The sequence below is a fragment of the Hymenobacter siberiensis genome (assembly GCF_018967845.1).
GTDB classification, from domain to species: Bacteria; Bacteroidota; Bacteroidia; order Cytophagales; family Hymenobacteraceae; genus Hymenobacter; species Hymenobacter siberiensis.
The window spans coordinates 3804405-3825301 of sequence record NZ_JAHLZZ010000001.1; the positions used below are offsets into that span (position 1 = coordinate 3804405).

The window sequence follows — 20897 nt, forward strand, 5'->3', positions numbered from 1 at the left end:
GAAAAAACAACTTGGAGTTCACCTACATTCCTAGTTCTAAAAATCTCACTTCTTATAGTCTATGCCCACCGGTACCCTGCTCATCATCGACGACGAAGCGCGCTTGCGCCAGCTGCTGGCCCAGGTGCTGGAGCTGGAAGGCTACACCGTGCTGCAAGCCCCCGACGCCCACCGCGGCCTGGAGCTGCTCCAGCAACACGCCGCCGACATCCTGCTCGTGCTCTCCGACGTGAAGCTGCCCGATGCCAACGGCGTCGACCTGCTGCCCCGCTTCAAAGCCGCCGCCCCCGATGCCGAAGTGGTGCTGCTCACCGCCTTCGGCACCATCCCCGATGGTGTGAAGGCCATGAAGCTCGGCGCGTTCGACTACCTCACCAAGGGCGATTTTGAGCAGCAGCTGGTGGTGGTGGTCGACCGCGCCGCCGAAAAAGCCCGCCTCCGCCAGCGCGTCACCGAGCTGGAGCGCCGCGTGGGCCAGCAGTACCGCTTCGAGTCAATGATTGGCGACTCACCCGAGCTGCGGCGCGTGCAGCAGCTGGCCCGCCAGGTAGCGCCCACCGACAGCACCGTGCTGCTCGAAGGCCCCACCGGCAGCGGCAAGGAGCTTTTTGCCCAGGCCATTCACCAGGCCAGCGGGCGGCAGGGCAAGGCCTTCGTGGCCGTCAATTGCAGCGCCTTCCCCAAGGATTTGCTCGAATCCGAGTTGTTTGGCTACAAGAAAGGGGCCTTCACTGGCGCGCTCTCCGACAAGAAGGGCCTGCTGGAAGAAGCCAACGGCGGCACCCTATTTCTGGACGAAATCGGCGAGCTGGAGCTCAACGTGCAGGCCAAGTTCCTGCGCGTACTCGAAAGCCAGAGCTTCACCAAGCTCGGCGACACCAAGCCCACCAAGGTGAACGTGCGCCTGGTGGCCGCCACCAACCGCAACCTCAGGCAGGAAGCCGCCGAAGGCCGCTTCCGCCCCGACCTGTACTACCGCCTCTCGGTGTTCGTCATCAACGTGCCTTCCCTCAAGGAGCGCCCCACCGACGTGCCGCCGCTGGCCAACTACTTCCTCCAGCACTTCGCCGCCCGCCTCGCCAAGCGCCTACCCGGCCTTTCGGACGAGGCGTTGGCCCTGCTGCAGCGCTACCCCTGGCCCGGTAATGTGCGCGAGCTGAAAAATGTGCTCGAGCGCGCCGCTATTCTGGCCCCGCCGGGCGAGCTGTTATCGGCTGATTTTCTGCCCGATGAGTTCCACGCCCTGGGTCGCCCTGCGAAGCCCGGTGCCGACGCGGCCGACGACAGCATGCGGGCCGTGGAAGCCCGCCACATCAGCAAGCTGATGGGCGAGCTGGACGGCAACAAGCCGGACGTAGCTAAGCGCCTGGGAATTGGCCTCACCACGCTGTACCGGAAGCTGGAGGAATACGGATTGGGGTAGGGTGCGTTAACTGGCGCGAGTTTAGCGCAGCGTAACTCGTGCCGAAAATGACGGGGAGGCTGCGCCTCCCCTGCTGCGCCAGCGGCAATGTAGTACCGCGCCCACTGCGCCGTTCTGCTGCGAGGCACAGCCTCACCCGAACGGCAGGCACGAGTTACGGCTGCGCCTAAACTCGCGCCAGTACTGCCTATTGCGCCGTTCTATTGCGAGGCACAGCCTCGCCCGAATGGCGGGCACGAGTTACGGCTGCGCCTAAACTCGCGCCAGGGCTACGGTCGCTTTGAGCTAGTCAAATCCAGCAGCAGCTGGCAGAGAGCGGTTTCTTCGTAGGGCTTGGTGAGGCAGGCATTCATGCCAGCGGCCAGGTAGGTGGCGCGGTCGGCGGCGAAGGCATTGGCGGTGAGGGCGATGATGGGCAGGGTGGCGCGGGCCGGGTCGGGGTGCCGGCGGATGGCCTGGGTCACCTCCACCCCACTCAGGCCCGGCATGCGGATATCGAGCAGGGCCACATCGAAGGCGTGCGCCTGCAGCTCGGCCAGGGCATCGAGGCCATTGCCCACGGCCCGCACCTGCACGCCCCAGTATTCGAGCACGACCACGACAATGCGCTGGTTTACCAGGTTGTCTTCGGCCAGCAGCACGCGCAGGCCGCGCAGGGCTTCGTAAGAATCATCGGACGGGGCGGGGGCCAGCGGGACGGCCGGCTCCGGGGCGCGGGGCAGCACCAGCTGAAACGAGAACGTGGTACCCACGCCGGGCGCGCTGCACAGGCGCAGGGTACCACCCATCTGCTCCACCAGCTGCTGGCTGATGGCCAGGCCCAGGCCCGTGCCGCCGAAGCGCATGCTAGTTTCGGCACTGGCCTGGCTGAAGGCGTCGAAGATGTGGGCTTGCTCCCCAGGAGCGATGCCGATGCCGGTATCCGCCACCCAAAAGCGCAGCACGAGCTCCTGCGGCGTATCGTGGCGCACTTCGGCCCCCAGCCGAATATGGCCCTGCTCGGTGAACTTAATGGCGTTCGACAACAAGTTGAGCAGCACCTGGTGCAGGCGGTAAGCATCGCCCACCACCCGGAGCTCGGCCGAATGCGGCGGCTCAACGTGCAGAGTCAGCCCTTTTTGGGCGGCCAGAGTGGCCACCATCTGGCCGGCCCCCTGCATGGCCACGGCCACATCGAAAGGCTCGTGGTTGAGCTCCAGGTGGCGGGTGGTAATTTTGGCCATGTCCAGCACGTCGTTCACGAGGGCCAGCAGGTGCTGGCCGGCTTCCTGCATGGTGCCCAGGTAATCGAGCTGCGGCGCGGTGAGGGCCGTTTTGCGCAGGAGGGCGGCCATGCCCAGCATGCCGTTGAGGGGCGTCCGGATTTCGTGGCTCATGCGGGCCAGAAAGGCTTCCTTGCCGCGGGCATTTTCTTCGGCTTCCTGCTTGGCATGCTGCAGGGCGCGCTGGGCCAGCACGCCGAGCGTCACGTCGTAGCCAGAGGCCACCACGTAGGGCGAGTAGCCTTCCTCGGTCACCTTATAGGTGTAGTAGTTGAGGTAGCGCAACTCGCCGGCCTTGTTGCGGATGCTGACGACGCGGGGCTGCGGCAGGACCGACTCGTAGCCGTCGAGATAGGCTTGCAGGGTGGCATGGTGTTCCGGGGTCAGGGCTTCGCGCAGGTGAAGGCCCACCAGCTGCACCGCCGGCATGCCCATGAGCCGCTCAATGGCCGGGTTCACGGAAAGGATTATGCCCTGCTGGTTGTGGGTACAAATCAGGGCCTGCGAGTAGTACACCAGGTCGTGGTACTGTTTTTCGCGGCGCTCCAGCTCCTGGCGGGCCTGCTTCATGGCCGTGATGTCGGTGCCGATGGTGAGGATATTGACCTGGCCATCGGCCCGGAGCATGGGCCGCTTGTGCATGTGAAAATGGAGTATTTCGCCCGAAAGCTGGGTGAAGGGCAGCTCTACCGTCAGGGATTGGTGCGTGTTCTGCACCTGCTGGTTCAGGGCGCGCACCAGGTCCCGCTCCTGCTGCACCACGGGGCTCGTGATTTCGGCATGCTGATGCTGGGCGCGTTGCACGGCTTCATCGTAGGCCTTGTTAAAAAACGATATCCGCCCTTCGGCATTCATCAGACAAATAACATTGGGCAGGGAGTCCACAATCTGCCGGATAAAATCCTGCTGCTCCTGCAACATGGCCTGCACCTCGTGCTGCAGCTTTTCAGCCTGGTAGCGCGCCGTAATGTCGATACCCGAACCCACTACCAGGCGCAGGGCCCCATCGGCCCCAAACACGGGCCGCAAGTGGCGCATTATCAGCTGGGGGCGCTGGTGGCGGCTGGTACGCATTTCCTCCCAGGTCACGTCCTCGCCGGTACGCACGGCCAGGTCGAAGTACTGGTTTCGCTGTTGGTGCAGGCCGGCGGGGTGCTGCTGGTGGTGAAGGGCAAAATATTCGTCGCTGGTGAGGCCGATGATTTGCCGACGCACCACCGGGTCGGCCACCGACGACGGATTGACGAACAGAAAGCGGTGGTTGGCATCGAACACGGCCACGTCCACGGGCAGCAAGTCCAGGATGGACTCGTAGAACTCCTGCTGCCGGGCTATTTCCTGCTCGGCCTGCTTGCTGGCCGTGATGTCGCTGCCCGAGCCAATGACCAGCAGCATGCCATTGTGCCCCCGCACGGACCGGTAGCTCCGCTGCAAATACCGCGGTCCCGGGTAAGTTTCCTCCCAAGTTACCTCGGCCCCGGTGCGCAGGGCTTTGGTGAAGGCAGCCGCTCGCTGCTCGATGACGGCGGCCGGCAGCCCGCGCTGCACACCGGCCACCGTGCTGGTCTGGCCCAGCATCCAGGCGCGAACGGCAGGGTCGGGCTCCACCACCGGGTTGAGAAACAAGTAGCGGTGCTGGGCGTCGAACACGGCCATGGCCGTAGGTGTCTGCTCCAGAATGCTCTCGTAAAAGGTACGCTGCGCGGCCAGCTGCTGCTCGGCCAGGTGCCGGGCCGTGATGTCAGTGAGGTAGAGGGTAACCGTATCCTGGCCCGGCCCGGCCACGGCCCGGCACAGGTAGTGCTGCCCGGCCACTTCCAGGGCCTGCTGCTGCTGCGTGGGGGTGCGCAGCGCAGCCTGCACCAGCGCGTGCAGCTGCTGCTGGAAATCACCCTGCGTGCCGGCCGCCAGGGCTTGCAGCAGGGGTTGGGCAGCAGGGTTGGCATAAATCACCTCGCCGGTGGCCGTTAGGCGCAGGGTGGCGTTGGGGTTTTGCTGGGCAATGAAGGAAAGCGTCCGAATCTCGGCATCGCGCTGATGCCGCTTGGTCACGTCGCGGTAGCAAATCAGGCGGCCGGCGCACACGGTATCCAGCACCAGGTAGTCAAGCTCAACCACCCGCCCATCGGCCAGCCGGAACTCCTCCCGCAGCACGGTTTGCCCCGCCGCATGCAGGGCACGGGCCCGCGCCGCAAAGGCCGCGGCGTCGGCAAACGCATTACCGATAGCAACGGCCTCGTGCGGAATCGGCGGCTTGCCCTCCAGGGGACCGGCCACCGGCGGCAAGCCAAACATCTCCCAAAATGCCTGATTAACAAACTGAATCTGATTGGAGTGGTCCACCAGCACCAGGGCAGCCGGCAGGTGCTGCACCAGGGTCGTGAGCTGGGTGTGATAGTGCTGGGCGCTGACGGCCACGGCGGCCAGCTGTCTTTCCAGGGTAGCGGCCTGGGCCTGGGCGGTAGCCAGGGCAGTTTCGGCCTGCTCGCGGCGGGCACGCTCGGTAGCAACGAGTGCGGCCCAATCAATATCGGAGTGGGGAGCAGCGGGGAACATGGCCATGGAAAGGAAAAGGTGGCATAAGGCCAGAGCCGCTGGTGGTAGCAGTGGCCCGGGCGGCGGCCCAAGATACGGCGATACGGCCGGGCGGGTGGCAAACAAGGCCCGCCGCTTCATTACGGACCTGCCAGAGCCGCCGTCTGGGACCGACGTTATAGCTTTAACCGATTTACGGGCTCATCCGCCCTTTATTCTCAATTTATTTGGGTGCCGAAACCGGCCGGCCGCCTGGTCGGGGGCCGGGGCGGCATTCGTTGCGTCATGTCCCTCAAACTAAAAATCCGCCTCAGCGTCTTTCTGCTACTGCTGCTGCTGCTGGGGCTGGGCGGCTACGCCTTCCTCACCATCCGCTTTCTCGAAAATGGCGCGCACGGCATCGAGCAGGCTGATTTCAACACGGCCCGCTTTGCGGTGCTGGCATTTCTGGCGGCCGGCACGGCGGTGGGCATCACCATGATGGTGCGGCTGCCGCGCATCGTGGTGCGCCCCCTGCACCGCCTCACCGCCGACATGGAGCGGGTGGCTGGCCCCGGCCCCGCCACCCGCGTGGCCGTGGGCAAGCGCGACGAGGTGGGCACCGTGGCCGCCGCCGTGAACCGGGTGCTGAGCCAGGCCCAGGACGAGCGCCGCGCCACCCTGGCCGAGCTCTTCACCGAGCGCAACCGCATGGAAAGCCTCGTGCGCAGCCTCGATGAGGGCCTGCTCCTCCTCGATGAGCGCGGCACCATTGTGCTGGCCAACCCCGTGGCCTGCGACCTGCTGGGCCTGCCGCAGTCGGAGCTGCTGGACCTGCCCGCCACCGCCGTGGCCGCCACCAACGAGCTGCTGCGCGACCTGCTGGTGCCCCTGGCCGAAGCCAACATGGCCGGCGATGAGACGCCCGACCCCGTGTTCATGTTTCCGCACAAGGGCGACGCGCCGCACTACCAGCTCAAAATAAGCCCCATTGAAACCGTGGACCAGGCCAGCCGACGCACCGCCGCCGGCCACATCCTGTGCCTGCGCAACGTGTCCGACTTTAAGAAGCTGGACGAGCTGAAATCCACCTTTTTGGCCACGATTTCGCACGAGCTGAAAACACCGCTGGCCAGCATCAAACTCAGCCTGATGCTGTTGCAGAACCCGCGCACCACCGATGCCGAGCGCCAGGTGCTGGCCACCGGCATCGGCGAGGAAACCCAGCGCCTGCTGAACATGGTGGGCCAGCTCATCGAAGTATCGCGCCTCGACGCGGGCGCGGGCATCAAGCTCAACGTGCAGCCCATGCACCTGGCCGACGTTATCCGCTACGCCACCCAAACGGTGCACCCGCAGCTGCACGACAAGCAGATTCGGCTCGACCTGCAGCTGCCCGAGGCCCTGCCCGAAGTGCACGGCGACGTGGAAAAAACCACCTGGGTGCTCATCAACCTGCTTTCCAACGCCATCCGCTACTCGCCCACGGCGGCCCCGCTCATCATCCGAGCCATGCAGTGGGGCGAGATGGTGCGCGTGAGCGTGGAGGACCAGGGCCCCGGCATTGCGGCCGAGCACCACAAGCGCATCTTCCAGCGCTTTGCGGGCGTGCCGGGCCAGGGCGGGCACGGCAGCTCGGGGCTGGGCCTCAGCATTTCACGCGAGTTTATTGGGGCGCAGGGCGGGCAGCTGTGGGTGGAAAGCCAGCCGGCAGCGGGCAGCCGGTTTCTGTTTACGCTGCCGGTGGTGGGCTAAGGGGTTAAGGCTGGGTTGAGAGGCTAAACAGGGACGTCATGCCTCGGCTGCGCTCGGCATGACGCGTGCAGTAGTATTCCAATCGCTAGGAAAAGGAATAGTGGCAGCACGCGTTATGCCTGTGCTGCGCTCGGCATAACGTCTCTATGGTACCATTTCCGGCCGTTTGCCGCCGGCATGCGTAAACCCAACCGTACCGGCGGCCCCGCGCCGCCTTTCCCTTTTTTAATATATGCTGACCCCCGCCCCCAAATTCACCGTTGAGCGCCTCACCTTCGCCACCCTCACCGAGCTGCCCAATACCTGGCAGAATTCAGATTACAAAGCCTTGTTGGTGAAGATGAACTACGACAATCCGGACGCCATCAGCGAGGCCGAATTGAAGGAAATGTGCCTCATGTCCTTCACCGATTTGGAGCCCCGCGAGGCGGCCGAAGTGGTGCTGGGCTACTTGTATCCGGAAGAGCTGAATGCCGGCCAGATTGAAAACCTGAGCCACCAGATGCTCACCGAGAAGCTCTGGGAAGAAAACCCCGAATTGCCGCTGCACAAGGGCTTTTACCAGGCCACGCAGCTGCTGCACGATGCCTACAACGGCACCTTCCCGGCCACCAAGGCCGTGGAGTTCCAGGTGAAATGCACCGCCGAAAACCCCGCCGACCTGGCCCTATTTGCTGATGAGCCGGCCGCGCCGCTGGTGCGCCTGCTCGCGCCCGGCCTGCCAGCCAATGCGCTGATTAACCGCCTGTTCTCGTCGCAGGTGGAAGGCGACAAGTTCGAGGAAGCGAAATCGATGCTCTGGCAATTGAGCACGAAGGAAAAAACGGATAACTCCATCACCTTCGACGTAGTGAGCTCGGCCTACTGGCTGGAAGATTTTAAGTACGCCGACACCTACGAGGCCACCACCCACGCCGACGCCGCCGTACCGGCCGAAGAATAGCCAGAACTTGCGTAGGCGAACAGCCGCAAAGCGGCGGCACATATTGCCGGAACAGGATGCCGCCGCTTTGCGGCTCTGTTCGGTTCTGCAATTCTTTACGACCAACGTGTCGCCGCTTCGCGGCTGGAAAAAATCGTCAACTGCGTAAGTCCTAACCCAGCAACCAGAAACTTTCGCATAAGCTGCCCTACATTGGCTCCTTTAGCTCGTGGCAGCCCCGCCGCGCACCCGGTATTTTATGAGATTCTTCACCCTACGACGAGTATTGGCACTGGTGCTGCTGCTGGCCGTGCTGGGCGCGGGACTGGCCGTGTGGCTGCGGGGCAGTGAATATGCCCGCCGCCTGGTGACCCAAAAAGTGCGGCAGGGCCTCACGCAAAATTCGGAGCTGGTGCTGGCTCCATTTCGGGTCGAGCTATCGCCCTGGCGCGATTTTCCGCACCTCACAGCCTCCATCCAGCACCTCGCCCTCACGGATACTTCGTTTCAAAAATCGGTGCCGGTGCTCAGCATCGGGCGCGCCGATTTGCGGGTGGAGCTGCTCAGCCTGCTGCGCGGCCGGGTCGATGTGGCGCGGGTCGAAATCAGCGACATTGATTTTCAGGAGCGGGTCGATTCGCTGGGCCGTGCCTGGGGCCTGCGCGGCAAGCGCCGCAAGGGCACCGGCGCCACGCCCACCCTCAACCTGAAGCTGGACGAGCTGTTGGTGAACAACTTCCGCTTCAGCTCGCACAACGGGTATTCGCGGGGGGCCTTTGGGGTGCAGGTGCGGCAGGCCAAACTAAAGGCGCGGCTGCGCGACGGAGTGCTGCGCGTGGGCGGCACCCTCGACGGCGAGCTGAGCTACCTGCGCACCCGTGCCGGCACCCTGTTTGAGCGCGAGCCCGTGATGGCCTGGGTGAACTACAAATACACCTTTGCCAACCGCCAGGGCCTCATTTACCACACCCGCGCCACCCTCAACGGCGACACCATTACAGTGAGCGGCACCCACACTGTGGCCGCCGACCAGCCCACCGGCACCACGATGGCGCTGCGCTTCGTGGGCAATCAGCCCCTCGTGGACGTGCTGCACGCCGCCCTGCCGCCCCGCCTCGAGCCCTACCTCACCGGCACCACCAGCCCCAGCAAGGCCCACATTCACTACACCATCACGGGCCTGAGCGGGCCGAAGGTGACGCCGCGCAACGTACTCACCTTCAGCCTGCGCGGGGCCAGCCTGCAATGGCCCGAGCCCGCCCGCCACATCCGACGCTGGGATTTGATGGGCACCTACGATAATGGCCCGCAGCACAATATCCGCTCCACGGTGCTCACGCTGCGGCGCTGCCGGGTGTATTCGGCCGCCGGCCAGCTCGACGTAGCCCTCACCCTGCGCAACTTCCGCCGCCCCTTCCTGGACGGCCGCTTCCGGGGTCGCACCGAGCTCACCGAGCTGGCCGCCCTGCTGGCCTCCGACCGCTGGCAGGCCCGGGGCGGCACCGCCGATGTAGACGTGCGCCTGCGCGGCCTGCTTCCGCCCCGCGCCGACCGCCCCGCCCCTGCTGTGCCGCAGCGGCCGCTGTCGCTGCGCGGCACGGTTGCGCTGCACCAGGCCTCGCTGGTGCTGCCGGCGCGCGGGGCTGACATCTCGGGCCTGGATGTGCAGGTGGGCCTGCGCGACAGCCTCTGGCACCTGACCAATGCCTCCGGCGTGCTCAACGACATACGGTTTCAGGCTTCGGCCACCACGGTCAACCTGCTGGGCTACCTCAATGGCAAGCTGCCCACGGCCAGCATCAGCGGCCGGTTTGCCGTGGATGAGCTGCGGGTGCCCCAGCTGCGGGCCCTCATGCAGCCCGTGCCCCGCGCTGGCAGCGAGGACTTTGCGCCCACCAGCCTGCCCAAGCCCAGCCGCCGGCCGCGCGACAAGGCGCAGCTGGCCGCCACCCTGGGCAGCGCCCTTATTCCGCCGGGCCTGCTGCTCGATGTGAGCCTGCGCTGCCAGCGCCTGCTGCTGGCCACCGATACCCTGAGCAACCTGGCCGTGACCATCCGGCACGATGGCCAGCGGGTGCAGCTTCAGCACCTGGCGGGCCGCATGTGGGGCGGCGACGTGCGCGGCGACGTGCAGTGGCCCACCGACCCCGACAACCGTGTGGCCCCCGTGCAGTACCATGTGGGCGTGCACTTCGCGGCCATCAACTACTTGCAGTTTCTCACCCGCCTGAACCGCCCCACGCCCCGGCCGGCCCCCGACCGCGCCAGCCGCCGCAAGCCCGGCGGGGCCAGCCCGGCCCTGCGCGACCTGCTGCTGTCGGCCAACGGCCAGCTCACCCTCGAAATTGACCGGGTAGACCTGCCCGAGGATGAAAGCATGCGCCAGGTGAGCCTGCAGCTCGAAAAAAGCGGCCCCACGCTGCGCATGCCCTACCTGCGCTTCCTCACGCCCGAGGGCGGTCACGGCGAGGCTTCGGGCACGGCCCAGGTGGAGGGCCTGCACCTCACCGCCGCCGATACCGACCTGACCCTGCGCTACACCACCCTCGACGTGCAGCGCCTGCTGGGCCTCATTGCCAGCCTCACCGCGCATACCGATACGGTGCCCACCGCCCGCACCCTGGCCCGGGCCGAGCGCCGGGCCGAGCGCCGCGCCCAGCGGCAGCGCCTGCCCGGCAACCCCTCCCTGTTTTCCAACGGCGTGCTGAGCGCCGTGCTGCGCGTGGAGGCTGATAACGTGCACTATGGGGTGCTGAGCGGCGGCCGGTTCCGGCTGGTATCGCACCTGCTCGATGGCGAGGCCCGGCTCGACAACTGCTCCTTCGATGGCTTGCAGGGCCACCTCAGCCTGAGCGGCTACATGCGCAGCACCGCCAACCGGGCCCACCACCCCACCCAGCTACAGGTGCGCCTGGAAGACATTCAGCTGCCGGCCCTGTTTGCCACCGCTACCAGCATGGGCCTGAGCGTGTTGGGCGGCAGCAATATCCAGGGCAGCCTGCGGGGCATGGCCGACATCCACACCGACCTCGGCCCCACCTTTCTGCCCGCCCTGGCCCAAACCGCCGGCTACCTCAAAACCGACATCCGCGACCTGGAGCTCATCAACGTGGAAGCCCTGATGGAGGCCCTGAAATTCATGAAATCCGAGCGCACCGGCCACTTGTATTTCGAGCCCGTGCGGGCCGAGTTCGTGCTGGCGCAGGGCCAGGTCATCATCCCCGGCCTGCACCTGAACAGCAACCTGAGCAACCTCGAAGTGAGCGGGCACTACGGCCTGGAGGGGGCCACCAGCCTTTTCATCGGCCTCAAGCCCCTGCAAGCCCTGTTCGGCAACAACGGCAAGCGCGTGGAGCGTATCCAAAACGGGTCCAGGGTGAGCAAATCAACCGGCAAGCTCACCTACGTGAGCCTGCGCCGCACGGCCCCCGGTGAGAAGTACAAGGTGCGCCTGTTTCAGCGCGACGAGCACCGCAACGCCATGACCCGCCTGCAGGAGCAGTACCGCAGCTTCCTGCGCACCCAGCGCCTCGACACCACGGTGCAGATGCTGCGCTGAGGGGGCACCCGGTCTGACCGTCCTAAGCGGTATGACCGGTTGTCGTTGTTTACCGGAACGAGTTGGCTTCAGGTTACCCATAACGTGCCGACTTCGGCCGGGCAGACCGGTATTCTGCGCTCCGCCGTACCGTTCTTTGTTCCGTGCTCAACTTCTCATACAGCTCCCCCCTTATGTCTCGCCTGCTTCTCGCCTTTCTGCTGCTGGCCGCCGCTCCTGCCGCCCGGGCCCAAACCGCACCCCGCGCCCAGGATTCTGCTTTCGTCAGAGACAACTACACCAAGCTCGACCGCCAGCTTACCATGCGCGACGGCGTGAAGCTCTACACCATCATCTACGTGCCGAAAGATGCTTCCACGGCCACGCCTTACCCGTTTCTGATGACGCGCACGCCCTACTCGGCCGGGCCGTATGGGGAGCAGAAGTACCGCCCGCGCGGTCCTGGCCCCAGCCGGGAACTGTCGGCCGAGAAGTACATTTTTGTGTATCAGGATGTGCGCGGGCGGTACATGAGCGAGGGCAAGTTTGAGGAAATGACCCCGGCTATACCGGCGGGCACCACTGCGCGCGGCAACACCGTGCGGCACGACGAAAGCACCGACACCTTCGACACCATCGAGTGGCTGCTGAAGAACGTGCCCAACAACAACGGCCGCGTGGGCATGATGGGCATCAGCTACCCCGGTTTCTACGCCTCGGCGGCGCTGCCCAACGCCCACCCGGCCCTGAAAGCCGTGTCGCCCCAGGCCCCGGTCACGGATGAGTTTATCGGCGATGATGCCCGGCACAAAGGCGCGTTTTTCCTGCTCGACAACTTCGAATTCACGAATTATTTCGACGTGCCGCGCCCCCAGCCGGTGGCGGAGTATAAGCCGCTATTCAAGTTTGAGACGAAAGACGCCTATAGGTTTTTTCTCGACCTCGGACCCATCAAAAACGCCAACGGCCCGAAGTATTTCAACAACCGCGCCCGCATCTGGAACGAGTACCAGCAGCACGAAACCTACGACGCCTACTGGCAAGCTCGCAACATTCGCACCGCCCTCACGGGCGTGAAACCGGCTGTGCTGGTGGTAGGCGGCTGGTTCGATGCCGAGGACTTATACGGCGCGCTGAACACCTACAAGGCCATCAAAAAGCAGAACCCCGGCGCTACCAACCGCCTCGTGATGGGCCCCTGGACCCACGGTGCCTGGGCCCGGCCCGACTGGAGCAAGTTCGGCCCGCTCAGCTTCGGCTCCAACACCGCCGATACCTTCCGCAAAACGCTGGAAACGCCATTTTTCAACTTCTACCTGAAAGACAAAGGCAGCTTTAATCCGGCTGAAGCCACAGTGTTCAACACCGGCACCAACGAGTGGAAAACCTACCCGGCCTGGCCGCCAGCGGCTACGGAGGGGAAGCTATATTTCAAGAAGGCTGGAGGGTTGGCTTTTGCTACCGAAACGGACCTTAAGAGCCAAGCTGAAGCCCGCCGCTTGAAGGACATGAAAATAACTCCTGCCTCAGAGTACACCCAATACCTTAGCGACCCGGCCAACCCCGTGCCCTACACCGACGGCATCCACGGCGAGCGCAACACCGAGTACATGATTGAGGACCAGCGCTTCGCTGCCAAGCGCCCCGACGTGCTCACCTTCCGAACCGAAACCCTGCCCGATGCCCTCACCCTGGCCGGCCCCCTCACCGCCGACCTGTGGGTGAGCACCTCCGGCACCGATGCCGACTTCGTCGTGAAAGTAATTGACGAGCAGCCCGATGGCACCCAGCGCCTGGTGCGCGCCGAGGTGATGCGCGGCCGCTTCCGCAACAGCTTCTCCCGGCCCGAAGCCTTCAAACCCAACCAGCCCACCAAGGTGAAATACGAGCTGCCCGACGTGCTCCACACCTTCGCCAAAGGCCACCGCATGATGGTGCAGGTGCAAAGCACCTGGTTCCCGCTCGTCGACCGCAACCCGCAAACCTTCGTGCCCATTGCCACGGCCGATGCGAAGGATTTTCAGAAAGCCACCATCCGGCTGTACCACGACGCGGGGCACCCCTCGGCCGTGCAGGTTTCGGTGCTGCCGTAGCTGTACCGTGGAGGCTGCGAGTCCGCGCGTCACTGGCGCGAGTTTAGCGTAGCGTAACTCGTGCCCGCCATGACGGGGAGGCTGGGCCTCCCCTGCCGCGCCAGCGGCAAGCCGGCCGCCCCGTTCCAGCGGGCCGTTCTATGGGAGACCCAGCCTCCCCCGAATAATAAGTCACGAGTTACGCTGCGCTAAACTCGCGCCAGCACACTGCCAGCCCCAACCTATCCAGCACTGCCTACGCCACCAGCCCGCGCATGAAGGCATCGGTATAGTCCGGAGCACAGTGCCGCACGTTGGGCAGGTGCGCGAACTCGGCTTCGGAGTGGGTAGTGGTGAGCACCACGGCCTGCATCCCGGCATTGTGGGCGGCTTCGGCCCCTTTGGGCACGTCTTCGAACACGATACAACTGGCGGGCGGCACGCCGAGCAGCTCGGCGCAGCGCAGGAAAACTTCGGGATTGGGCTTGCTCACTGTCACGTCATCGGCACTCACGATGGCTTGGAAGTAGTGCCGGATTTGGAGGTTATCGAGCACAAAATCAATATTGAACGGGATGGCAGCCGAGCCGATGGCCATGGGAATGCCCTGCTGATGGGCCTGCTCCAGCAGCTCCATCAGACCCGGCAGCAGCGCCAGGTGCGGCAGAAACTCACGCTGGTAGCGCCGCTCTTTTTCGAGCGAAACCCGGTCCATCTCCTCGCCCGTGAAGCGGTCGGGGCCGAACATGCGCACCAGCACTTCGCGGTTTTTGCCGTACATCTGGGGCTTCACCTCGTCCCAGCTGAAACGGCCGCCCAGGTCTTCGTTGAAGAGCTGCTGCCAGGCGCGGGTGTGGTACTCCATGTCGTGCACCATGGTGCCGTTGAGGTCGAAGATAAAGGCTTTCATAGGAGAATTCGGGGTCTTTGATAGGCGCAAAGAACGGCACGCAATGCTATAAAAGCCGTCATACAGCGGGCACAATGACAGTCATGCAGCGCAGCATGACGGGCTGGAAGTTCCTTCTTCCTACAGATACACCCGAAACGAGGTGCCCTCGCCCACTTCGCTCTCTACTTCGATGCGCCCGCCGTTGCCCTGCGTAATGCAGTTGATGAGGTAGAGGCCCACGCCCGTACCCTCGGTGTGGGTGTGGAAGCGACGGAAGAGCTGAAACAGTTCATCCTGATGCCAATGCATATTGAATCCCAAGCCATTATCCTCTACTAGTGTTCTGCCAACTTAATTGCGATGCCAATTGTTAGTTATTTTTCATTTTACGCTCCCCTGATGGCTCGCCTCGCAAAACCGGTTTGTTTACCTGCCTCTGACGTATCTCGACTGCGGGCTATCGTCAAAAAAGGCACTCACAAGAGCCGCAAAATCACCCGGGCGCGGGCGCTGCTGTTGATGGGGGAGGGACAAAGTGCGGCGCAGGTGCAAGCCAGCGCGGGCATTTCCGACAGCCAGTATCACCGTATCAAGCGGCGTTACCTGGCCGAAGGACTGGACAGGGCGCTGGAAGAGCGCCCCCGCAGCGGGCAGCCCCGAAAGGTGACGGCCACCCTGGAGGCCCGTATTACAAGCTTGTCTTGCAGTGAGTTACCGACTGGCGCGGCCCGTTGGACCTTGTCCCTACTTAACGAAAAGCTGATTTCGCTCGACTGCATTGACAAGATTTCGAATGAATCGATTCGACAAGTTTTAAAAAAAGGAAACTCAAACCCTGGCTGAAACAAATGTGGTGCATTGGCACCATCACGGGCGAATACCTAGCCAACATGGAGGACGTGCCCGACGTGTACCAGCAACCGGCCGAAGCGGGCGTGGTGCGCCTGTGCTTCGATGAGCGCCCCTGCCAACTGCTCGACCAGGTGCTAACCCCGATACCATCCAAACCCAACGCCAAAGAACACCAGGAATACCTGCGCAAAGGCGTTTACAACGTCCTGTTGGCCTACAACATCGACACGGGCCAACGCTATTTGCAGGTCACGACGACCAAAACCAAGGCCGATTACGCGCAATTTATGGACTGGCTCGTGCAAACCCACTACCCCGACGCCCCCAAAATCAAGCTCATCCAGGACAACTACGCGACCCATTCCTACGGGGCTTTCTACGAACACCTGCCCTTGGATACGGCCCGCGACCTGCGCCACCGGCTCGAATTCCACTTCACCCCCAAGCACGGGTCTTGGCTCAACATGGCCAAAATCGAGTTTTCGGCCTTATCCCGCCAGTGCCTCGACCGCCGCATCGGCACCCAGCAACGCCTCGAAGAGGAAGCCCTCTGTTGGGAGGCTAAACGCAATGCGGCCGCCGTCAAAGTCAATTGGTCTTTCACGACCGAAAAAGCCCGGGATAAATTGAAAAACAGGTACGCAGAATTAACGAAAATAACCAGCAAAACTAAGTCGGTAGAACACTATTTCATTATCTACCAACGTATCGCCGCGTTGCGGCTCGATGCATTTGTTGTACCCGTCACGCAACAGGGCTTGCCCCGCACCATACTGCGTTTTGCAAACCACTTCGTGATGAGTATAACGGCGTCAGTCTTAAAGGAAATCCCAACGGGAAAATACTGCGGCCATTTCAGCTGCGCTGAGCACGTCCCCTTGCATATCAGGACGTTAGGATTTTTCGTTGGTCGTTGCCACATTTAACTCCCGACCCTTTCCACGCCATGAAAAACTGCCTGCATCTCGCCTGAGTACGCCCCCGGCTCCGGCCAGCGGCACCCTCACCATCACCTCCGTCTTCAGCACGCCCCCATACCCCCGCTATGCTTCCGGCACTTTCAGCTTCACGGGCAGAGCCGCCATCTCTTCGGACAGCAAAACCATCACCGGCACATTCAGCGACGTGAGTTACTGACTGCTGCTTCGCAGCAGACTGTAGTCGTGCAGGAGTAAGCGTACGGAATCGAGAACGTCATGCTGAGCGCAGTCGAAGCATGACCACCTTTTTTGGCTACGGTTACTTTTGCGTGACTACTTACTAGCGGGTTCTCGGTAGCGCTCCACGAAAAAGCCCCCGTTGCGATTCCGCAGCGGGGGCTTTTTCGTGAGATTTACTTTTCAGCCTACTTCAGCTCGTCGCCAATCACGGCCACGGCTTCGGCCAGGGCGGGGTCTTTGCGCAGGGGCTTGAGGAAGCGGGCGAGGCGCTTGGCGGCCGTGGAGTCGGATGCCGGGCGGGCATCGGCGGGCAGAGCGGCCACGTCGAGCACGGCTAGGGCATTCTGGGCGGCCGTTTGCTGCTTGTTGATGGCCCGAGCCTCCACCTGCTGGGTGCGGTAAGCGGCCAGGTTCAGCGACAGCATGGTTTGCTTCTGGCGGGCGGTGGCGCGCTGGGCGGCCTCGGTAATGAGCTTGAAGCCGGGGCTGGCGGCCACGCGGGCGGCGCTGTTGGCCTTCAGCGTGGCCAGGGCCGGCAGGGTATTGGTAGGCTGAAACGCGGCGGGCGCAATCTCATCCCAGGGCAGCGGGTATTCCGATTCCTGCTCGCCCTTGGCGAAGGAAGCCAGGGCATCGGGCACCGTAATGTCGGGCGTCACGCCCTTAAACTGGGTCGAGCCGCCATTCACGCGGTAGAATTTCTGGATGGTGAGCTTGAGCGAGCCCAGGGGCTTGAGGCCGCTGGCCTGCGCGTTCACGGCATTGTCCAGGTCAAATACCTGCTGCACCGTGCCTTTGCCATAGGTAGTGCTGCCCAAGATGATGGCGCGTTGGTAGTCCTGCATGGCGGCCGCCAGAATCTCGGAAGCCGAGGCGCTGTACTTGTTCACCAGCACCACCAGTGGGCCGGCATACTGCACGGCGGGGTCGGTATCGGCCACGGGCTGGGCCGGGCCACGGCTGGTTTTCACCTGCACCATGGGGCCGGTGGGCACAAACAGGCCGCCCATGTCCACGGCGTCGCGCAGCGAGCCGCCGCCGTTGTAGCGCAGGTCGAGCACCACGCCGGCCACGTTTTCCTTGCTGAGCTTGGCCAGCTCAGCCTTCACGTCGGCGGCGCTGCTGCGGCCGCCCTTGCCGCTGAAATCGGCGTAGAAACCGGGCAGGTTGAGGTAGCCATACGTGCGGCCGCCCTGCTTGATGAGGGCCGACTGGGCGTAGGTTTCCTCAATTACCACCACATCCCGGATGATAGGGATGACCTGGGTAGCCCCGTCGGGCTTGCGCACCGTGAGGCGCACCTCCGTGCCCTTCGGCCCGCGAATGAGCTTCACGGCCTTATCGAAGCGCATGCCTTCCACGCTCACGGGCTCGGCGGCCCCCTGCGCCACGCGTAGGATGAGGTCGCCCACTTTCAGCTCGCCCTGCCGCGACGAAGCCGAGCCGGCCACGATGTCGACCACTTTCAGCTTGCCGCCGTCTTCCTGCAACTGCGCGCCCGTGCCCTCCAGACGGCCGCTCATAGTGATGTCGAAGTTTTCGCGGGCAATGGGTGCGAAATAGTCCGTGTGCGGGTCGTAGCTATTGGCAATGGCCTCGGCGAAGACGGCCAGGCGGTCGTTAGCATCGGTTTGCAGCTGGTCGATAAATACGTCGTCGTAGTATTTCAGCACGCGCTTGCGGGCCTCGGCCTCCATCTCGGCGGGCGTGCGGGTTTTGTCGGTGGTGGTGGCTGGCGAGGCACCAACTTTGTTGGCAGCCAGTGGTTTGTCCTTCTTCTTGGCCTCCTCGTCCATCATTTCCGAGAGGCGGGCCAGGGTCTGGTACTTCAGCATCTTGCGCCACTGCTCGCGCTGCTCGGCGGCATTGGCGGCGTAGGTGGCCTTGGTGGGGTCGGTTTCCCAGCTTTCCTGCACCGAAAAATCGAAGGGCTGGGCCAGCAGCTGGCGGTAAAGCACCTGAATCTCGGGCATGCGCTTGGCCAGCAGCTGGCTCGTAGCATCCAGAAACTCGTGGCTGCCGCCGCGTATCTCATCGTCAATTTTGGTTTTGAACTGGCTGAGCTGGGCCACTTCCGGCACCAGCAGCAGCTGCTTGTTCACATCTATGCGCTTGATATACAAGTCGTACACACGTTGCGAAAACTGGTCGTCAATCTTTTCGGGCTGGTAATGAAGCTGGTTCAGGCCCTGCATCATCACGCCGAGCACTACCTGGTCACGCGTCGGTGTGCCCTGGTACACGGAATAGGAAGCCAGCCCCAGCAGGGCCAGCACGGAGGTGGAATATAATCCCAGTTTGAAGCGGGGGAATTGCATGCGAAAAGGGCTGATGAAGAAAGGAAAGTGGGTTTGGCCGGGGCCGATACCTGCGCCCTGACGGGCCAAAGGGTAAAGATGCTGCTTCCCTAACCAGAATCGCACCAATAATTGCTCCCAAAGTCGAAAAAGAACCGACAAAGGTTGCGAAATGCGGACGCGGAACGGATTGCTGGACGGATTGCTGGCGCGCGTCTGCGACGCATGCCGGCAGCAGTGCGGAAGCCCTCAGAAGCTCAGCGTGAGCTGCCGGCCGGCCCCCTCCTGCGCATTGCTCAGGTTGGAGAGCGTGACGCCCAGCAGCCGCACGCCCTTTTCCAGCGGAAACAGCCCTTCCACCAGCTCGCGGCAAATGCGGGCCAGCACCTCCGGCCCTGGCACCAGGCCCACGCCGCTGCGGCTGCGCGTGATTTGCTGGAAGTCGCCGAATTTCACCTTCAGCGTCACCGTCCGGCCCCGGATGCCGCTGCGCTGGCAATACTCCCACACGTCTTCCAACAGCGGCTGCAGAGCCTCCAGCAGGTCGGCAAATTCGTGCAAATCCTGCCCAAAAGTAGTTTCCGAGCCCATAGATTTGCGCAGGCGGTCGGCCACCACGGGCCGCTCGTCCTCGCCCCGCGCAATGGCAAAGTAGTAGCGCCCCACCTTGCCAAAGTACTGATGCAGAAAGGCCACCGTCTGCGCCCGCAAGTCGGCCCCGGTGAAGATGCCCAGCTCGTTCATGCGGGCCGCCGTCACGGGGCCCACGCCGTGGAACTGGCCCACCGCCAGCCCTGCCACAAAGGCCAACCCCTGCGCGGGCCGCACCACAAACTGCCCATTGGGCTTGCGGTAGTCGGAGGCCAGCTTGGCCAGAAATTTATTATACGAAATACCCGCCGAGGCCGTGAGCCCGGTTTCGGCCAGAATTTTGGCCCGGATTTCCCGCGCAATCTGGGTAGCCGAATCCATCTGCTTTAGGTTGAGCGTCACATCGAGGTAGGCCTCGTCGAGCGACACGGGCTCAATCAATGGCGTGTACTCGGCGAAGATGGCCCGAATCTGCCGCGACACTTCCTTATACGCCGCGAAGCGCGGCGGCACGAACACCAGTTCCGGGCATTTGCGCAGCGCCGTGGCGCTCGGCATGGCCGAGCGCACCCCAAATTGCCGGGCCTCATAGCTGGCCGCCGCTACCACGCCCCGCTCCCGCGCACCGCCCACCGCCACGGGCCGGCCGCGCAGCTCGGGGTGGTCGCGCTGCTCCACCGAAGCATAAAATGCATCCATATCCAAATGAATAATTTTGCGAATAGAGCTGGCAGTCACTATTTTTACTGTTTATTCCAACAAAAAATAAAAGGGCGGCCGCGGAAGGCGGAATCTTTGTTTCCAGCGAGTATGTCGGGTTTCCAATTGGGGAAATATTATTCCCTTAAAAGATATTTGCCTGATTATCAAAATTTAACAATAAAATAATCTTAAAAATTTATATTTTTATTAATAATTATTTTACCTACTTTTGAATTACTGAACCTTGTGGGGTGGCGGAACTGGCAGACGCGCTAGCCTATCTCGCTAGTAAAATTAGAGGTTCGAGTCCTCTCTCTACAGCAACAATCCCGGTCGCAGCAACGGCCGGGATTTTTTGCGTCTGGGGGTTTTTCTCATGATGCCCAACCGCAGGCGTACCCCGCCGTGGCCAGCCAAAAGATGCAGCCCGGCCACAACGCCGCAGCCTGCGCCACCCAACCGTCTGCCGGCCCCGCAACCGCCAACACAATTGCTTCGTGCGACTCATCGGCACATCCGAAAGTGCCTTCTTGTACGCCTTGCGCTTACCCTAGGCGGTCTGACCGGTTGAAGTGAGCACGATTCTGCCCGGACGACTACCGGTCGGACCGGCGCAACCTCCCCAGGCGGTCTGACTGGTTGACGTGAGCACGATTCCGCCCGGACGACTACCGGTCTGACCGCCTAGGGCGGTCAGACCGGCGCAATGACTCCGGATTTGGGTATGGACAAGTTCTGGTAGGCCTGGCCGCTACTTTTTTCGCTTGTTTTTTAAGCGCATGGCGGCCGGGCTGATTAGGGACCAGCGCGGCACCTGCCAGCCCAGCCCTCGGGTCTCGACGTGTGCTGTAGGTGTATCAGCAATTACTGAAAATGCTTTACAAGCCAGCCAGTCGCTTTTTTCACCCCAACAGCTT

The 20897-nt window shown here is 63.1% G+C and carries 11 protein-coding genes, 1 tRNA gene and 1 pseudogene; 8 read left to right on the forward strand and 5 right to left on the reverse strand.

Going from position 1 to position 20897, the window contains the following annotated elements; genetic code table 11:
- Positions 1 to 61 precede the first annotated feature (61 nt).
- The gene (locus tag KQ661_RS16600) at positions 62 to 1423 is read left to right on the forward strand and encodes a sigma-54-dependent transcriptional regulator (RefSeq protein ID WP_216727537.1); all 1362 of its coding nucleotides are present in this window, start codon (positions 62 to 64) and stop codon (positions 1421 to 1423) included.
- Between the two features lie 269 nt (positions 1424 to 1692).
- On the opposite strand, the gene KQ661_RS16605 is transcribed toward KQ661_RS16600, so the two are convergent.
- A complete protein-coding gene (locus KQ661_RS16605; protein ID WP_216727538.1) occupies positions 1693 to 5247 on the reverse strand; it encodes a PAS domain S-box protein in 3555 nt (1184 codons plus the stop codon).
- Between the two features lie 258 nt (positions 5248 to 5505).
- Here KQ661_RS16605 and KQ661_RS16610 point away from each other — a divergent pair, with 258 nt between their 5' ends.
- The 4 genes from KQ661_RS16610 to KQ661_RS16625 all read left to right on the forward strand — a co-directional run bounded on the left by KQ661_RS16610 (position 5506) and on the right by KQ661_RS16625 (position 13507).
- Entirely contained in the window at positions 5506 to 6954 is a 1449-nt protein-coding gene (locus KQ661_RS16610; protein WP_216727539.1) for a sensor histidine kinase, read from the forward strand.
- A gap of 232 nt (positions 6955 to 7186) precedes the next feature.
- On the forward strand, positions 7187 to 7897 hold the full coding sequence (locus KQ661_RS16615; protein ID WP_216726513.1) for a hypothetical protein: 711 nt from the start codon (positions 7187 to 7189) through the stop codon (positions 7895 to 7897).
- 238 nt (positions 7898 to 8135) lie between these two features.
- Positions 8136 to 11435, forward strand: a complete 3300-nt coding sequence (locus KQ661_RS16620; RefSeq protein ID WP_216727540.1) for an AsmA-like C-terminal region-containing protein — start codon at positions 8136 to 8138, stop codon at positions 11433 to 11435.
- A gap of 173 nt (positions 11436 to 11608) precedes the next feature.
- Positions 11609 to 13507 (forward strand): CocE/NonD family hydrolase, encoded by a 1899-nt coding sequence (locus tag KQ661_RS16625; RefSeq protein WP_216727541.1) that lies wholly within the window; start codon positions 11609 to 11611, stop codon positions 13505 to 13507.
- A 235-nt stretch (positions 13508 to 13742) separates the two neighbouring features.
- On the opposite strand, the gene KQ661_RS16630 is transcribed toward KQ661_RS16625, so the two are convergent.
- Positions 13743 to 14396 (reverse strand): HAD family hydrolase, encoded by a 654-nt coding sequence (locus tag KQ661_RS16630; RefSeq protein WP_216727542.1) that lies wholly within the window; start codon positions 14394 to 14396, stop codon positions 13743 to 13745.
- 120 nt (positions 14397 to 14516) lie between these two features.
- Positions 14517 to 14702, reverse strand: a pseudogene (locus tag KQ661_RS16635) (ATP-binding protein); the annotation flags it as partial.
- Between the two features lie 75 nt (positions 14703 to 14777).
- Here KQ661_RS16635 and KQ661_RS16640 point away from each other — a divergent pair.
- Both KQ661_RS16640 and KQ661_RS16645 read left to right on the forward strand, forming a co-directional pair.
- Complete coding sequence (locus KQ661_RS16640; protein WP_216727543.1) at positions 14778 to 15221, forward strand: helix-turn-helix domain-containing protein; 444 nt, start codon at positions 14778 to 14780, stop codon at positions 15219 to 15221.
- A gap of 47 nt (positions 15222 to 15268) precedes the next feature.
- Positions 15269 to 16156: a transposase gene (locus KQ661_RS16645; RefSeq protein ID WP_216727544.1), complete on the forward strand. Its 888-nt coding sequence runs from the start codon at positions 15269 to 15271 to the stop codon at positions 16154 to 16156.
- A gap of 419 nt (positions 16157 to 16575) precedes the next feature.
- Here the strand turns inward: KQ661_RS16645 and KQ661_RS16650 are convergent, their stop codons facing one another.
- Together KQ661_RS16650 and dinB are read right to left on the reverse strand one after the other, a co-directional pair.
- Positions 16576 to 18708, reverse strand: coding sequence for a carboxy terminal-processing peptidase (locus KQ661_RS16650; RefSeq protein WP_216689358.1), 2133 nt, complete (start codon positions 18706 to 18708; stop codon positions 16576 to 16578).
- Positions 18709 to 18936: 228 nt separating this feature from the next.
- Positions 18937 to 19977 (reverse strand): DNA polymerase IV, encoded by a 1041-nt coding sequence (dinB, locus tag KQ661_RS16655; protein WP_235726999.1) that lies wholly within the window; start codon positions 19975 to 19977, stop codon positions 18937 to 18939.
- Positions 19978 to 20225: 248 nt separating this feature from the next.
- Here dinB and KQ661_RS16660 point away from each other — a divergent pair.
- Positions 20226 to 20301, forward strand: a tRNA-Asp gene (locus KQ661_RS16660).
- The last annotated feature ends 596 nt before the right edge of the window (positions 20302 to 20897 follow it).

Excerpts from the sequence above, each read along its gene's own strand:
- KQ661_RS16610 (WP_216727539.1), top strand. The coding sequence starts at position 5,506 with ATGTCCCTCAAACTAAAAATCCGCCTCAGCGTCTTTCTGCTACTGCTG.
- KQ661_RS16600 (WP_216727537.1), top strand. The coding sequence starts at position 62 with ATGCCCACCGGTACCCTGCTCATCATCGACGACGAAGCGCGCTTGCGC.
- KQ661_RS16625 (WP_216727541.1), top strand. The coding sequence starts at position 11,609 with ATGTCTCGCCTGCTTCTCGCCTTTCTGCTGCTGGCCGCCGCTCCTGCC.
- dinB (WP_235726999.1), bottom strand. The coding sequence starts at position 19,977 with ATGGATGCATTTTATGCTTCGGTGGAGCAGCGCGACCACCCCGAGCTG.
- KQ661_RS16640 (WP_216727543.1), top strand. The coding sequence starts at position 14,778 with ATGGCTCGCCTCGCAAAACCGGTTTGTTTACCTGCCTCTGACGTATCT.
- KQ661_RS16630 (WP_216727542.1), bottom strand. The coding sequence starts at position 14,396 with ATGAAAGCCTTTATCTTCGACCTCAACGGCACCATGGTGCACGACATG.
- KQ661_RS16615 (WP_216726513.1), top strand. The coding sequence starts at position 7,187 with ATGCTGACCCCCGCCCCCAAATTCACCGTTGAGCGCCTCACCTTCGCC.
- KQ661_RS16650 (WP_216689358.1), bottom strand. The coding sequence starts at position 18,708 with ATGCAATTCCCCCGCTTCAAACTGGGATTATATTCCACCTCCGTGCTG.
- KQ661_RS16605 (WP_216727538.1), bottom strand. The coding sequence starts at position 5,247 with ATGGCCATGTTCCCCGCTGCTCCCCACTCCGATATTGATTGGGCCGCA.
- KQ661_RS16645 (WP_216727544.1), top strand. The coding sequence starts at position 15,269 with ATGGAGGACGTGCCCGACGTGTACCAGCAACCGGCCGAAGCGGGCGTG.
- KQ661_RS16620 (WP_216727540.1), top strand. The coding sequence starts at position 8,136 with ATGAGATTCTTCACCCTACGACGAGTATTGGCACTGGTGCTGCTGCTG.